This is a genomic window from Pseudomonas sp. Cab53 (genome assembly GCF_018325965.1).
GTDB classification, from domain to species: Bacteria; Pseudomonadota; Gammaproteobacteria; order Pseudomonadales; family Pseudomonadaceae; genus Aquipseudomonas; species Aquipseudomonas chlororaphis_E.
Genome location: NZ_AP021902.1, coordinates 1,270,258 through 1,284,912, shown reverse-complemented (window position 1 = coordinate 1,284,912; position 14,655 = coordinate 1,270,258). Strand labels below are relative to the sequence as shown.

Genomic DNA, 14,655 nt, shown 5'->3' with positions numbered 1-14,655 from the left:
GCGGTGGGCTGGAATCATCCAATCAAACCCGACACTCAAGCGGCGGCGTCGTACTGCAGACGGAACTGGTTGAGCAGCGCGAACACCCGCAGGCCGTTGATGTAGTCCGGCGGGAACAGCACATTGACCCGGCTCGGATCCTGGCTGTCGCGCTCGACGATCAGGTGCTCGGCGAACAGCTCGGCGTTCTCCACATGGCCTTCCAGTTCGAGCTTGGCGTACTGGGCGATCAGCTCGCCGCGAATCGTGCTCGGGGTCACGATGGGCTGGCCGGCGCCGAAACGCGTGCCATCGGAGGCCAGTTTGTGGCGACCGTACTTGCTGGTGATCACGCTTTGCAGACGGCGCACGATGAAGGCCGACTGGTGCAGGGTTTCGCTGTCCAGGTAGGAATTGTCAGCCTGGCCGAAGGCATTTTTCTGATACGTGGTGATGGAGCGCTGGATGCGCACGTAGCCGCCTTCGTAGTAGGCCGTCGCGATGCCGTAGTTGAGCAGCGACTGGCGCTCGGTCAGGGTGAAACGCTCGCTGGCCGGCGCCGGGTCCAGGCCGGGCAAGCTGCCGCTCTGGGTCGGACGGCTGGCGTCAGCCGAGATGAACACAGCGGTACGGGCGGCCAGCGCGGCGGCCTGGACCCACGACGGTTGCGGCACGCCCGGCTCGAGGGCCTGGATGGTCATGTGCTGGTCGTTGCGCGCCTGGCCGGCGGCGACGAGCGTGCCGATGGTCCCGCGCTTGGCGCTGTAGACATGGCCGAACAACTGCTTGGCCCAGGACCAGCGACCGGTGCTGTCGTCCATGACCGCTTGCCAGGTATTCAGGCTCGACAGATCGGACCACGGCATGGCGATGAACTCGAACGGCTCGTCGCCCAGGGCCGCGACGGCGGCGGTCTGGTCCGGCACACCAGCGCCGCCGGTCATGGCGGTGACGGCAGTGGTCAGGCCCGCAGGGGTATCTTCGCCATTGCTCTTGCCCAGGCGATTGAATTGCAGGCTGATATCGTTGCCGCCGTCGCCGGTCCATTTGGCGTTGAGGGTCACGACACCGTCGACGGCCGCAGCGCTCACCGGCAGGTCGGCCGTCGCGTTGACTTTCAAGGCCAGCGCCGTCGCAGCCTGGGCGGCGGTGGCACCGTTGGCGATGGCCGCCTGGACGCGTACGCCACCCACGTACAGGTTGAGCACACCGCTTTGCGTCGCGGTGCCGGTGAGGGTCAGCACGCCCTTGGCGATGGCGCCTTCGACGTTGTGCAGCGGCAGGCACCAGATTTCGCCGAGCGGGTCGGTCTTGCGCCAGGTCTCGTACATCGAGGCGAGCATCGAGCCCTGCCCGCCGATGCTTTTGGCCAGGGCAACGCTGGAGACCAGCACCAGCTTGCCGACTTGCTCCGGGGCAACGTTGTCGTTGACCTGGGCGACGATCAATCGGCGCATGGACGACGACGCGCTATTGGCGGCCGAGTTGTCCATCTCGGCGTAGAACAGCGGAACACGAATGTCCGCGGGGATGTTGCTGAATCCGATCGCCATTATTTGGCTCCCTGTGGTTTGGCCGCTTTCACGGCTTTGGTAGTGATATCGCCATCGGCCAGACGTCGACGCCACCAGGCGTTGTCCGGCACTTCACGGCCCTCGAGGGGCAACAGATCGTCCGCTTCCGGGTCCGGTACGGCACGGCCCGGGGCCGGCAGCACGGTGATGCGTTTGCTCATGGGGTTACGTCTCCAGAGAAAGTCAGTTCCAGGCGCCCGTCGGGGCCGGGACGTTTGAGGTTGGGGTCCGCCGGGTCGATGGCATCGACCCGCACGGTGGCCCCGGTAAAGGACGACAAGCCGTCCAGTTCACGTTCGTGCCAGCTTTCGGCAAGCTGGCTCGTCAGGTTGCGGCCCAGCTGGAACTGCGCGAAAAAGCGCAGCCGGAACAACGCGTGGCCGCCAATGGGGGAAATCAGTTCGCTGCCGTCGTATTCGATGCCGGTGTAATCGGCGCCGGGCTTGAACCCCACCAGCGCACGCCACAACTCGGCACGCAGGTCGTGCTGGCCATCCAATGCGGTCGCCACGTCACTGGCCTCGAGCACCAGCACAACATCGAAACCATCACGCACCGTTTGCAGCGTGACGTTCTGCGCGGTGTTCGGGCTGGCCACATCCGTGGTCGGCAGCACATAGGCGCAAGGGACCGGCACGGCGGCGCCCGTTTGCAGCGCGGCGAGGTCCAGGGCCGCGAACACTCGATTGGCAAGCGTCGGGCATTGCTCACGCAACTGCGTGAGGATCGGCGTGATCTTCATGGAGAGTGCTCCAGTGATAGGCAAGTAAAGTCAGAACGCGGTGGAAGGGCTTGCTTGCGCGAGCGGTGGGGCAGTTGGAGCAGAGGTTGGAGGTGTTTTGTGTCTACGGCTGATCGGGATGAGAGTCGCGGTCGGCAGGCCCCGCTACCCCAATGCGCTTGGCTACCCAACGCTCATAAAGACCGATGGCCACATCGGCCCCGGCCATGGCGGTCAGGCAGCCGAAGGCGCAGGCACTCCAGATCGACATGCCCAGGGCATACAGCAGCATCGTCGCCGAGACGCCGCACACCACGCAGGCGCCGGAGCGCAGGACCACGCGGCGCAGCAACGACCAGCCGCGGGCCCCTCCTTGTCGGCACGCCACATCTCGCCGGACACCCCGCCCACCAGGGCGAGCACGATGACCAGCCAGATCGGCATGTCCAGCAACGCTTGTTGCTCGTTTGTCATTCACGCCTCCGGGGGGTGATGGTTGATGGGGTGGGCAATTGCGGCGCGGACGGTGTTTTACAGCCACTCGACAATGACGTTGTCGATAAAGGCGAAATGAGCATTCGGATCCTGCTCATTCCAGAAGCTCAATGTGGTTTGAGCGCTCACCGCGGTGAACTCGTAGGTTCGGGTTTCCCATACGGTCGCGTCACTGGTGGCGACAGGGGTGTCGAAACGGGTGGTCTGGCCGGCTACCTTGACGTTGATGATGCCGGTCCCCGTGCGGCCCACGTACTTGGAACTGCCGGCACTGAACGTCAGGCGATATCGTGCACCTGCCACCGTGTCGATGTTTTGCTGGATACCACCGCCGTTTTGATAGGTGTAGTTGGCGAGGTCGACGCTCATGGCCCCTTCAGCGGCGACCGAACTGCCGATGGCAGCCCTGACATTGATGTATTCCACGCCCGACAGGAACGTGGTCCAACCGTTCACGAAGTCGGCTTGGGCCGGGGTATTGAGTACGCAATCATTGCCACAACCAGGGGTTTCAAAACTGCCGTTCACGACCAGGTTGGCCGCGAAGGCGGCACCGCTCGCCGCCAACAGCACGGTGGACAAGACGAGCGAACCGATAAGACGTTTGATTTTTTTCATGCTTTCACCCAAAGAGTCGATGTTTTTGCGCGCAGCATTGCGCATTCATTTCGCTCAAAGGCGATGACTCGAGGCTCACGGCCTTCACATGATTCAACGTCCCGCATCGGGAACATTTGATCTGGAGTTCGGTGTTCTCGCCCACACGGGCCAGAAGTCGTTTGCAGTGACCGCACCTGAAATCCTTCAGCATGGAAAGCCCTCCATTGGCGGCGGTGATGTGTTGAACGCGCCTCACGGCGCAGGCATTCCAAAAAGCCCGGTTGCCCAGGCTTTTCAGTAATGCGCTTGATCTTTCGGCGCGACTGGCGCGGTACGGATCCATTCAAATTGTTCCTCCGACCGCGGCCCCTGCCCGCCGGATAACTGCTTCTGGTGCTTTACGCTGCACACCCGGGCCAGTTGCCAACCCTCTGAACCGTTGAGGCCGGTTCATCGCTGCCTGTTTGGTGAAACTAAAGAGCGGTTGTCGCCAGCCGCTTTGTCGAGCGGCTTGGACACAGGTTATGCATGTATGCATATACAGTCAATGCACAAATGCATTTATTTATGCAGCATAAATGCACCAACGCATCAAAGGCCAGCGAATGCAGGGCTCAGAGGGTTTTCGGGAGCGAAAAAAAACCCGCACAACGGCGGGTTTTATCTGACAGGGGAAGGGTTAGCGGGCGTACATGCCCCACCAGAAGACATGGCCAAGGATGACGATCTGCTCTTCCTGCATGTCCTGGAAGCTGTAGTCCTCATCCGGATGTTCATCGCGATTGAAGCTGCGCAAGCGGATACCGGTGGGCAGTCGATAAAGCTGTTTGACCCGCAGTTGGCCATTGTGATTGATGGCGTAGAGGTCGCCGTCGACGATGTCGCCGATGCTGCATCGAGCCACATTCACCCCGACCGTGGCGCCGTCGCGCAGCACCGGCAACATGCTGTTGCCGCGTACCGTCACGCATTTGGCCTGGTCGAACTGCACGCCGTTATGGCGCAGGCTGCGCTTGCCGAAGCGCAGGCTTGAGCGCTCGCTCTCTTCGATGACGAATCTTCCTGATCCAGCAGCCAATTCAACCTCACGCAGAAAAGGGATCGACACCTCGTCTTCCTCGACGGGGGTCTCGTCGTCCCACAGGCTTATGTCCTTGAGCTCGGCATGGGACTCGTCGCGACGACTGCCGCCGGCAGCGGCCACATCCGCGCGCCCGCGCAACTGGTCGGTACTCACGGCGAAGTACTCGGCGATCTTCGAGATGTGTTTATCCGAAGGATCGACGATCTTGCCGCTGAGGATCCGCGAGAGGGTGGACTGGGGCACGCCTGTACGCCGGTGAAGCTCCGTGGGGGAGATCCCGTGCTGGTCGAGCAGTGCTCTTAATACGGTCGAAACGTTGCGTTTTTGCATAACGCGCATAGTGCTTGTTCTTTTTGCAGAAAACAAATGCTGTTTCGCATAAATATGCAATTGCAGCCTTTGCATTCATTGTGGCGAGGGAGCTTGCTCCCGCTGGGTTGCGAAGCAGCCCCCTTTTGGGAGCGCTTCGCACTCAAGCGGGAGCAAGCTTGAACTGGTCAAGTAATTCTGGACACCAGTTAAGGTTTCACGCCGCCAGTTTCTCCATAGCTACCGGCGACCGATAGTCGTTGTAGCTATGGAGCCTGACGTTGTTGTAACGCATCACATAACGCTGCACATCCACGCGGGCGTCATGCTCCGAGCTGTAGCCATCTTCTGGCACCCACTCTGATTTCAGGCTCCCAAAGAAACGCTCCATCGGGGCGTTGTCCCAGCACTCACCTTTGCGACTCATGCTTTGCAGGAGTCCATGCTTGCGCATCTCATTCCTGAATTTGTGGCTGGTGTATTGGCAACCTTGATCAGAATGAAACAGCACCTCTTTTGGACGGCCTCGCAATTGCACCGCCATCCGCAACGCTTCGCAGGTCAGCGTGGCATCGGAAATCATTGAAAACGACCACCCCACGATCCTGCGAGCAAACAAATCCAGTACTGCCGCGAAGTACATCCAGCGCTTACCCACCTTGATGTACGTCACATCACCACACCACACCTGATTGATCGCCGTGACATCAAACTTGCGCTTGAGCACGTGCGGCGCCACCAGGGCCTCCACGCCGGAAGATTTGTACTTGTGCCGCCGCCGCTGATGACTGGCAACACCGGCTTCGCGCATCAAGCTGCGAGCCATATGTCGCCCGACGCGATGCCCCTTTGCTTGCAACTCCTTAGAAAGGGTGCGAGACCCTGCGGACGCTCTGGATTCCTTGTGATGTTCGACCAGCACGGCTTTAAGTTTCTCCCGCTCAGGCTTCACCTTGCCTTGGCGCTGACGCCAGGCGTAAAAGCTGCTGCGGTTGACTCCAAACGCCCGACAGCAATTGTTAACGCCGTACTGCTCGTCCAGCTCATTGATCAACGAGAATGATCTTTGGAGTCCAAAAGCAGGAGAGCACTGGCCTTTTTTAGGATTTCAATGTCCAGGTCTTTTTGCCTGAGCAACGCTTTGAGCTGCTGGATCTCTCGCTGATCGGCGGTAATCGCCTTGGCCCCTTCCGGGGTCGAACCCAAGCGCTCTTTGCGAACCTGGTCGACCCAACGGCGCAAGGCAGTAGGGCCAATATCCAGAGTGGCACAGACCTCAGGAACTGACTGGCCTTCGTCCAGCACCATGCTGGCAGCTTTGAGCTTGAACTCACTGGAATAAGATTTACGCATAGCCAAACACCTCAGATTTGGGCGCCATCATAGCGCCCGATTGAAGTGTCCAAAATCATTAGGCCAGTTCAGCTCCCTCGCTACGGAATCGCCCTACATACCCTTAGGAAAAGGCTCCGCCCCCGTCCTTCAAATGCGCGGCACCAGGCTACATCGCCTTGCGCCTCGGCCTACAACTACGCCAGAATCCGCCGGCTCGTCCACCTTGGATCCCATCGGTACTTTAGTTCTCGTCACTGCCCATCAGTGATCGGGTTTAGTCGCTCGGTACTCCAAGGTGCTCACTGCTCCATTAGTCAGGTATCCCATCCCTGTACTTGATGGTGGCTGTGCGCAGGGCGCCCTCGGGCGCGCCGGTTCCTTGGATCCCCGGTCGACTAACCTGCGTACAGCTGCCACCCCTCGTTTAGTCGCGAGTGTGTGGTGGCTCAACTCCAAGGATCCATAGAATGCCGAAGAACACTCCAAATCTCCCTGACGATCACTTCTCCCGCAGCCAATCGGCCAACGCCAAGAAACTCGACGAAGCCGCCACCCGCGCCCTGGACTATTACCTCGAACCAAAAGCCGACAAAGAAACCTGCGACACCCTCGACACCCTTTTCATCATCGCCCCGAACATCGATGCCGAGTGCCTGCTCGCCAACCTCAGCGAAACCCTGGCCTCGGCCAACGTCATGGTCAGTGACCTGGCGTTCGACCTGGAGGGCTCGCGGCGACATATCGCGCTGGGGGGTCCAGCAGATGATTGAGCTAGGGCAATTGCTGGCGAATCGGGCGTTGGATGTGGTTGAGGTGAGGTAGGCATTCATGATGCAGTCCCGGCGAGGGGGACGTGCCCCTCGCCACGGGCTCGCCCACATCATTAAACAGCACTAGGCCGCCTAGCTCGGCTCAGACAGCAGGCATTATCGAGAAGGAGCTGGATTAATGACGGACGATGCCGATTCACGTAACCAGATAATGACACCAGCGGAGCAAGACGCTTGTGAAAGCGCGTTGCGCTTCGCTCGATCCAATAAAAAAATAATTGCGAGAAGACTCACAGATAAGCTGATTTATCCGCCAGAAGAGGCACCAGTATCAGTTTTCATGGCAGGCTCTCCGGGCGCAGGTAAAACCGAGGCCTCCATAGCCTTGGTGAATCTATTTGCGGATGCAGCCATCCTACGCATAGATCCCGATGAGTTGCGAAGCGAGTTTCCCGCGTACACGGGAGCAAACTCCTGGCTTTTTCAGGGTGGCGTGTCAATTCTGGTCGAAAAAATATTAGATTTTGCGTTAGACCAAAGGCAATCCTTCATCCTCGACGGAACGTTTTCCAACATAGACGTAGCAAGACGGAACGTAGATCGCTCCTTGAAAAAAGGCCGATTCGTACAGATTTTGTATGTCTACCAATCTCCGGTGCTTGCATGGGGATTCGTCAACGCTCGTGAAGCGGCTGAAGGCCGGAGAATTCGCAAAGAACACTTCATCGAGCATTACTTCGCCGCACGTGACGTAGTGAACGCGCTTAAGCTAGAGTACCAAGGCGACGTGCATGTGGATCTATTGCTCAAGCATATCGACAACTCGGGACGACTTTACAAAGCTGGTGTCGATAAAATTGACTACCATATCCCTGAGCGACACACGCGGGCCGACCTAAAGGCCACGCTCGGGCCACCATCAGGAGCGCACCTATGATCTCGATCAAGCTAGGCTTGACTAAAGGGGCCAAAAGCACCTTTGCCGATTTCATTCGCAATGCAAAATCGGACCAAAAGAAGCGTGTTTACAGCGAGGTTTTGATTGAAGCTACCAAGCAGCAAAATCAGCTGATGATGCAAGCCGAGGCGAAACGAACCTAATATCCGGATTTTAAGAGAAGCCCGACCAAGCGTCGGGTTTTTTATTATCCCCAGCTCATGCTCCGTAAGGCGATTGCAAGCACTCCGCTGGCAGGAAATACCCCAGGCTCAGAAAACCAGCTTTACCAATGCGATGGAAGACGCTCATCCCTGGGTCCCACCAGACCGCCCATGTTAACCTTGCGCCCATCGCGGAAAAGCCGGGCCGATGCCCCTCCTTTTGCCCCACACCTTTCAACGAGCTTGCCTGACACCGATGAATACAGCCGTGAACGACCTGTCCTCCCACACGCCAATGATGCAGCAATACTGGCGCCTGAAGAATCAGCACCCCGATCAGCTGATGTTCTACCGCATGGGCGACTTCTACGAGATCTTTTACGAGGATGCGAAGAAGGCCGCCAAGCTGTTGGACATCACCCTGACGGCGCGTGGGCAATCGGCGGGCATGGCGATTCCGATGTGTGGGATTCCTTACCACGCGGCGGAAGGCTACTTGGCGAAGCTGGTCAAGCTTGGCGAGTCGGTGGTGATTTGCGAGCAGGTCGGCGACCCGGCCACCAGCAAAGGGCCGGTGGAGCGCCAGGTGGTGCGCATCATCACGCCCGGGACGGTCAGCGACGAGGCGTTGCTGGATGAGCGTCGCGACAACCTGATCGCTGCGGTGCTGGGAGACGAGCGCCTGTTCGGCCTGGCGGTGCTGGACATCACCAGCGGCAATTTCTCGGTGCTGGAGATCAAGGGCTGGGAGAACCTGCTGGCCGAGCTGGAGCGCGTCAACCCGGTGGAGTTGCTGATCCCGGATGACTGGCCCAAGGACCTGCCGGCGGAAAAACGCCGTGGCGTGCGGCGTCGGGCGCCGTGGGATTTCGAGCGCGACTCGGCGTTGAAAAGCCTCTGCCAGCAGTTTTCCACCCAGGACCTCAAGGGCTTCGGGTGCGAGAACCTGACCCTGGCCATCGGCGCCGCCGGCTGCCTGCTGGCCTACGCCAAGGAAACCCAGCGCACCGCCCTGCCCCATTTGCGCAGCCTGCGTCACGAGCGCCTGGATGACACGGTGGTGCTGGATGGCGCCAGCCGCCGCAACCTGGAACTGGACACCAACCTGGCCGGCGGCCGTGACAACACCCTGCAATCGGTGGTCGACCGTTGCCAGACCGCCATGGGCAGCCGGTTGCTGACCCGCTGGCTGAACCGTCCGCTGCGCGACCTGACTGTCCTGTTGGCGCGCCAATCGTCCATTACCTGCCTGCTGGACCGTTATCGCTTCGAGCAACTGCAACCGCAGCTCAAGGAAATCGGTGACATCGAGCGGATCCTCGCGCGGATCGGCCTGCGCAACGCCCGGCCACGGGACCTGGCCCGCCTGCGGGATGCCCTCGGCGCACTCCCCGAACTCCAGCAGGCGATGACCGACCTCGACGCGCCGCACCTGCAACAACTGGCGCGCACCACCAGCACCCACCCGGAACTGGCCGCGCTGCTGGAAAAAGCCATTATCGACAACCCGCCGGCGGTGATTCGTGACGGCGGCGTGCTGAAAACCGGCTACGACGCCGAACTCGACGAATTGCAGTCATTGAGCGAGAACGCGGGTCAGTTCCTGATCGAACTCGAAGCCCGGGAAAAGGCCCGCACCGGTCTGGCCAACCTGAAGGTGGGCTACAACCGCATCCACGGTTACTTCATCGAGTTGCCGAGCAAGCAGGCCGAGCAGGCCCCAGCCGACTACATCCGCCGCCAGACGCTCAAGGGCGCCGAGCGCTTCATCACCCCGGAACTCAAAGCGTTCGAAGACAAGGCGCTGTCGGCCAAGAGCCGTGCCCTGGCCCGGGAAAAGATGCTCTACGACGCGCTGCTCGAAGACTTGATCAGCCAACTGCCGCCGCTGCAGGACACCGCCGCCGCGCTGGCGGAACTGGACGTGCTGAGCAACCTGGCCGAGCGCGCGCTGAACCTGGACCTCAACTGCCCACGGTTCGTCAGCGAGCCGTGCATGCGTATCAGCCAGGGTCGCCACCCAGTGGTGGAGCAAGTGTTGACGACGCCGTTCGTGGCCAACGACCTGAGCCTGGACGACAACACCCGCATGCTGGTGATCACTGGGCCGAACATGGGCGGTAAGTCCACCTACATGCGGCAAACAGCGTTGATCGTATTGCTGGCTCACATCGGCAGCTTCGTCCCGGCGGCGAGCTGCGAGCTGTCCCTGGTGGACCGGATCTTCACCCGGATCGGTTCCAGCGACGACCTGGCCGGCGGGCGTTCGACCTTCATGGTGGAAATGAGCGAAACCGCGAACATCCTGCACAACGCCACCGAGCGCAGCCTGGTGCTGATGGACGAAGTCGGACGCGGCACCAGTACGTTCGATGGCCTGTCCCTGGCCTGGGCCGCAGCCGAGCGCCTGGCTCACCTGCGAGCCTACACGCTGTTCGCCACCCACTACTTCGAACTCACCGTGCTTCCAGAAAGCCAGCCGCTGGTCGCCAACGTCCACCTCAACGCCACCGAGCACAACGAGCGCATCGTGTTCCTGCACCACGTGCTGCCCGGCCCGGCCAGCCAGAGCTATGGCCTGGCGGTCGCGCAACTGGCCGGAGTGCCAACCGAGGTGATCACCCGGGCCCGCGAGCACCTGAGCCGCCTGGAAACCACCAGCCTGCCTCACGAAGCGCCACGTCCTGCCAAGGGCAAACCGGCCGCGCCACAGCAAAGCGACCTGTTCGCCAGCCTGCCCCATCCGGTCCTCGACGAACTGGCCAAACTCGACCTGGACGACCTGACCCCACGGCGGGCACTGGATTTACTCTACACATTGAAGACACGGATCTAACGCACGGGCGCTCAAGCTGTTAGAATCTCGCGCGGTTTGGGATGCTGCGAACTATTAGCCTGGTTCGCAGACTATCGCTCCCGAACCCGGCGCCCCTAACCGTGAAGGGGCGCAGCACGCCGCGCCTGAGGAGAAAATTAGAAATGACCTTCGTCGTCACCGACAACTGCATCAAGTGCAAATACACCGATTGCGTAGAAGTCTGTCCGGTGGACTGCTTCTACGAAGGCCCGAATTTCCTGGTGATTCACCCGGACGAGTGCATCGACTGCGCCCTGTGTGAACCGGAATGCCCGGCGAACGCCATTTTCTCGGAAGACGAAGTGCCGGCTGGCCAGGAGAACTTCATCGAGCTGAACGCCGAGCTGGCGGACATCTGGCCGAACATCACCGAGAAGAAAGACGCACTGCCAGACGCTGAAGAGTGGGATGGCAAGCCAGGCAAGATCGCCGACCTCGAACGCTGATCGCCCTGCTGTATTGAAAAGGCCCTTGCGGGCCTTTTTGCTTTTCTCCAGGCAAAAAAAAGGGGCGGTTTGACCCGCCCACATTTTTTCCCTAATCCCTTTAATCCTTTTCATCGTCCTGATGAATCGCGTCCTGCGATGTCCTTCCATTCCCATCGTCCTTGACGGGTGTGTCTGTCCGTCGACACAGGACTGATATTAGTTTTTTCCCGAACAAGTGCAATTCGCCCAATGCCGGTCCAAAGGGTTGTCACGGGCTGTTCATAAATGAAAAATTCCATTTAAATCAATGGAATAAAAAATTCCAACAACAAAAATGGTTTTGCGTCGATACGGTGGTGAACCGAACGCTTACGCAAGAGTAGGCAAAGGCTTACAAACTGAACCGGAAATGGGGCAAGGACGGACCTGCACGGGGCAAGCTCCCTCGCGACGGATAACTCGCCAGCCTTGAGAGGGGAACAGATCTCGGCTCTACAAACTGAAAAAGGGCGCCGTTTGGCGCCCTTTTTCATTCGTTGCGATGCACGGGGTGGAGCAGGTGCTACTGGAACAGCGACTCGCTCGACAGGCCGTTCTTTTCCAGGATCTCCCGCAAGCGCTTGAGGCCCTCCACCTGGATCTGCCTGACCCGTTCACGGGTCAACCCAATCTCCAGGCCGACATCTTCAAGGGTGCTGCTTTCGTGGCCACGCAAGCCGAAGCGGCGAATCACCACTTCGCGTTGCTTGTCCGTCAGTTCGGACAGCCACTGGTCGATGCTTTGCGACAGGTCGTCGTCCTGAAGCAGCTCGCACGGGTCGGTGGGGCGATCATCGGTGAGGGTGTCGAGCAGGGTTTTATCCGAGTCCGGCCCCAACGAGACGTCCACCGAGGAAACCCGCTCGTTGAGCCCCAGCATACGCTTGACCTCACCCACCGGTTTTTCCAGCAGGTTGGCGATTTCTTCGGGTGAGGGTTCATGGTCGAGCTTTTGCGTCAGCTCGCGGGCGGCCCGCAGGTAGACGTTCAGCTCCTTGACCACATGAATCGGCAACCGGATGGTCCGGGTCTGATTCATGATTGCCCGTTCGATGGTCTGGCGGATCCACCAGGTCGCGTAGGTCGAGAACCGGAAGCCCCGCTCGGGGTCGAACTTCTCGACAGCGCGAATCAGGCCCAGGTTGCCCTCCTCGATCAGGTCCAGCAGGGAAAGCCCACGATTGACATAGCGTCGGGCGATCTTCACCACCAGGCGCAGGTTGCTTTCAATCATGCGTTTTCGACCGGCCGGGTCGCCACTTTGCGACAGACGCGCAAAATGAACTTCTTCCTCGGGGGAGAGCAGTGGCGAGAAGCCGATTTCGTTGAGGTACAGCTGAGTGGCGTCCAGCGCCCGGGTGTAATCAATGTACTTATGTTGTTTAAGCGAAGCGGAGTGTTTGGATTTGGCACGAACGGAAGGTGGAGTCGCCCCTTCATCATTCGACATCGAATCCATAGCGATGCCGGTCTCCATCAGGAGCACCTCATCGTCGATGTCAAACTCCGGCACTTCTTTACTGAGAGCCATTGTTATAGTCCTTTGGTGAGTTCGACCTCAAGCTCAAGCGACGCCTTTATCCTTGGCAACGCTGGAGCCTGTTCCCTCTACGTGACGGAACAGGCTGACAAGCACATCAACGACGTGGCAGGAATTGCAGCGGATCGACTGGCTTACCTTGTCGGCGAATCTCAAAATGCAGTTTCACCCGGTCTGTTCCCGTCGATCCCATCTCGGCAATTGTCTGCCCGACCTTGACCTGCTGCCCCTCCCGAACCAACAGCCTGCGGTTGTGACCGTAGGCACTGACGTAGGTATCGCTGTGCTTGATGATGACGAGTTCGCCGTAGCCCCTCAAACCACTCCCGGCGTACACAACCGTGCCATCAGACGCAGCTAAAACAGGCTGTCCCAAATCCCCGGCGATATCAATTCCTTTATTCAAACTACCGTTTGAAGAGAATTTTCCAATAAGAACGCCATTAGAAGGCCACCCCCAGCCTGTCGGGGCGGGGCCTGCGGGAGGCATTGGCGCGGGTGCAGGTTTGCTCGCGACGGACGGTACCGTGGCCGTTTCGTTGCCCGCCGGACGGCGAATCACCGTGGTTTTGCTCGAGGACGACGGCGTCGATCCCGACTGTGTCACGACGGCGGTTGGCGTTGAACCGCTGCGTCCATCGAAGCGAATCGTCTGACCGGGGTGAATCGTATAAGGCGCAGGAATGTTGTTGCGTGCCGCGAGAGCCTTGTAGTCCCAGCCATAGCGAAAAGCGATGGAAAACAGCGTATCGCCGCGACGGACTACATACTGACCGGTGGTGACGGTAGGACGCTGGGGCGTTGCATTGTTGCGATCGACCACTCGCACGTTGCCTGACGGCGTACTGGAACAACCGACCAGCAAAACACTCAAGACAAGGCCAGTCACCAGGCGCTGAAAGCTCGTGATACCCATACGCTGCGCAATGACTGTGAGACTCACCCGCCGCTCCCTTTGTGGTGGCTGAAAAATCGACGCCTGCCCGACCTGGCAAACGTCATACAAATATAGCTGGCCGCGACCACGCTTCTATTAATGAAGCGCGATGCGTCTCCGCACACGTTTGCTCGACGCCGTTGAAAGCCGTTCAATCCATCGCTGCCGCTGTAAGACACAACCGCAGCCGAGGAATTCAGCGTCTGTTTATAAATGCTCAGGCCAATGGCCCGTTGAGTAACGGCACGAATCGCACCGCGCCCAGCACGTGGCGTGAAAAGCCATGTTCTTCGCGCACGATCAGCATCAGTTGCTGGACCTCCCCCGCTCCCACTGGAATCACCAGCCGCCCGCCAGGGGCGAGTTGGTCCAGCAAAGCCTGGGGAACGTCAGTGGCCACGGCGGTCACGATGATGCCGTTGTACGGCGCCAGGGCCGGCCAGCCTTCCCAGCCATCGCCCCAACGAAACACCACGTTGCGCAGATTCAGCTCGACCAGGCGTTCCTTGGCACGGTCTTGCAGCACCTTGATCCGCTCGACGGAGAACACCCGCTCCACCAACTGTGACAACACCGCGGTCTGGTAACCCGAACCGGTGCCGATCTCCAGTACCTTGTCCAGCGGCCCGGCCTCCAGCAGCAACTCGCTCATGCGGGCCACCATATAAGGCTGGGAAATGGTCTGGTTATGGCCGATCGGCAACGCCGTGTCTTCATAGGCGCGATGGGCCAGGGCCTCGTCGACGAACAAATGCCGTGGAGTACGCCGGATCACCTCCAGCACCTGGGCATTGGACAAGCCTTCTTCGTACAGCCGCTGGATCAGTCGCTCCCGGGTGCGCTGGGACGTCATGCCGATGCCGCGACGCAACATATCGTCTTGCTC

16 protein-coding genes and 2 pseudogenes are annotated in these 14,655 nt (G+C 59.8%); 6 read left to right on the top strand and 12 right to left on the bottom strand.

Annotated elements, in window-relative coordinates:
• Nucleotides 1-35 precede the first annotated feature (35 nt).
• The 6 genes and pseudogenes from KI241_RS05520 to KI241_RS05495 all read right to left on the bottom strand — a co-directional run bounded on the left by KI241_RS05520 (nucleotide 36) and on the right by KI241_RS05495 (nucleotide 3,532).
• Complete coding sequence (locus KI241_RS05520; RefSeq protein WP_047737021.1) at nucleotides 36-1,532, bottom strand: phage tail sheath subtilisin-like domain-containing protein; 1,497 nt, start codon at nucleotides 1,530-1,532, stop codon at nucleotides 36-38.
• Nucleotides 1,532-1,714, bottom strand: coding sequence for a DUF2635 domain-containing protein (locus KI241_RS05515; RefSeq protein WP_042729844.1), 183 nt, complete (start codon nucleotides 1,712-1,714; stop codon nucleotides 1,532-1,534). The genes KI241_RS05520 and KI241_RS05515 overlap by 1 nt, the downstream gene beginning before the upstream one ends.
• Nucleotides 1,711-2,295, bottom strand: coding sequence for a hypothetical protein (locus tag KI241_RS05510; protein WP_047737023.1), 585 nt, complete (start codon nucleotides 2,293-2,295; stop codon nucleotides 1,711-1,713). Before KI241_RS05510 ends, KI241_RS05515 begins: the two co-directional genes overlap by 4 nt.
• Before the next feature lie 103 nt (nucleotides 2,296-2,398).
• Nucleotides 2,399-2,748, bottom strand: a pseudogene (locus KI241_RS05505) (phage holin family protein).
• Between the two features lie 57 nt (nucleotides 2,749-2,805).
• Nucleotides 2,806-3,387 carry a DUF642 domain-containing protein gene (locus KI241_RS05500; protein ID WP_212803861.1) on the bottom strand — a complete coding sequence of 194 codons (582 nt, stop codon included), beginning with the start codon at nucleotides 3,385-3,387 and terminating at the stop codon, nucleotides 2,806-2,808.
• A gap of 4 nt (nucleotides 3,388-3,391) precedes the next feature.
• Entirely contained in the window at nucleotides 3,392-3,532 is a 141-nt protein-coding gene (locus KI241_RS05495) for a Com family DNA-binding transcriptional regulator (protein ID WP_234408009.1), read from the bottom strand.
• Here KI241_RS05495 and KI241_RS27705 point away from each other — a divergent pair.
• On the top strand, nucleotides 3,476-3,670 hold the full coding sequence (locus KI241_RS27705; RefSeq protein WP_234408041.1) for a hypothetical protein: 195 nt from the start codon (nucleotides 3,476-3,478) through the stop codon (nucleotides 3,668-3,670). The genes KI241_RS05495 and KI241_RS27705 overlap by 57 nt on opposite strands.
• Nucleotides 3,671-4,048: 378 nt before the next feature.
• Here the strand turns inward: KI241_RS27705 and KI241_RS05490 are convergent, their stop codons facing one another.
• From KI241_RS05490 to KI241_RS27700, 3 genes are all read right to left on the bottom strand, one after another.
• Nucleotides 4,049-4,783, bottom strand: coding sequence for an XRE family transcriptional regulator (locus tag KI241_RS05490; protein ID WP_212803860.1), 735 nt, complete (start codon nucleotides 4,781-4,783; stop codon nucleotides 4,049-4,051).
• 196 nt (nucleotides 4,784-4,979) lie between these two features.
• Nucleotides 4,980-5,816 carry an IS3 family transposase gene (locus tag KI241_RS05485; protein WP_042730720.1) on the bottom strand — a complete coding sequence of 279 codons (837 nt, stop codon included), beginning with the start codon at nucleotides 5,814-5,816 and terminating at the stop codon, nucleotides 4,980-4,982.
• On the bottom strand, nucleotides 5,813-6,115 hold the full coding sequence (locus tag KI241_RS27700) for a transposase (protein WP_053143627.1): 303 nt from the start codon (nucleotides 6,113-6,115) through the stop codon (nucleotides 5,813-5,815). Before KI241_RS27700 ends, KI241_RS05485 begins: the two co-directional genes overlap by 4 nt.
• A gap of 449 nt (nucleotides 6,116-6,564) precedes the next feature.
• Here KI241_RS27700 and KI241_RS05480 point away from each other — a divergent pair.
• The 5 genes and pseudogenes from KI241_RS05480 to fdxA all read left to right on the top strand — a co-directional run bounded on the left by KI241_RS05480 (nucleotide 6,565) and on the right by fdxA (nucleotide 11,271).
• Nucleotides 6,565-6,919: pseudogene (locus tag KI241_RS05480) on the top strand (DUF6124 family protein).
• Nucleotides 6,920-7,078: 159 nt separating this feature from the next.
• On the top strand, nucleotides 7,079-7,804 hold the full coding sequence (locus KI241_RS05475; protein ID WP_042729846.1) for a zeta toxin family protein: 726 nt from the start codon (nucleotides 7,079-7,081) through the stop codon (nucleotides 7,802-7,804).
• Nucleotides 7,801-7,968 carry a hypothetical protein gene (locus KI241_RS05470; RefSeq protein ID WP_168199556.1) on the top strand — a complete coding sequence of 56 codons (168 nt, stop codon included), beginning with the start codon at nucleotides 7,801-7,803 and terminating at the stop codon, nucleotides 7,966-7,968. The genes KI241_RS05475 and KI241_RS05470 overlap by 4 nt, the downstream gene beginning before the upstream one ends.
• A 268-nt stretch (nucleotides 7,969-8,236) precedes the next feature.
• Entirely contained in the window at nucleotides 8,237-10,804 is a 2,568-nt protein-coding gene (mutS, locus tag KI241_RS05465) for a DNA mismatch repair protein MutS (protein ID WP_185057634.1), read from the top strand.
• 143 nt (nucleotides 10,805-10,947) lie between these two features.
• The gene (fdxA, locus tag KI241_RS05460) at nucleotides 10,948-11,271 is read left to right on the top strand and encodes a ferredoxin FdxA (RefSeq protein ID WP_042729839.1); all 324 of its coding nucleotides are present in this window, start codon (nucleotides 10,948-10,950) and stop codon (nucleotides 11,269-11,271) included.
• Between the two features lie 544 nt (nucleotides 11,272-11,815).
• On the opposite strand, the gene rpoS is transcribed toward fdxA, so the two are convergent.
• The 3 genes from rpoS to KI241_RS05445 all read right to left on the bottom strand — a co-directional run bounded on the left by rpoS (nucleotide 11,816) and on the right by KI241_RS05445 (nucleotide 14,622).
• A complete protein-coding gene (rpoS, locus tag KI241_RS05455) occupies nucleotides 11,816-12,823 on the bottom strand; it encodes an RNA polymerase sigma factor RpoS (protein ID WP_003198289.1) in 1,008 nt (335 codons plus the stop codon).
• Nucleotides 12,824-12,929: 106 nt separating this feature from the next.
• Complete coding sequence (locus KI241_RS05450; RefSeq protein WP_042729838.1) at nucleotides 12,930-13,775, bottom strand: peptidoglycan DD-metalloendopeptidase family protein; 846 nt, start codon at nucleotides 13,773-13,775, stop codon at nucleotides 12,930-12,932.
• A gap of 211 nt (nucleotides 13,776-13,986) precedes the next feature.
• On the bottom strand, nucleotides 13,987-14,622 hold the full coding sequence (locus KI241_RS05445) for a protein-L-isoaspartate(D-aspartate) O-methyltransferase (protein ID WP_161796107.1): 636 nt from the start codon (nucleotides 14,620-14,622) through the stop codon (nucleotides 13,987-13,989).
• Nucleotides 14,623-14,655: the final 33 nt, after the last annotated feature.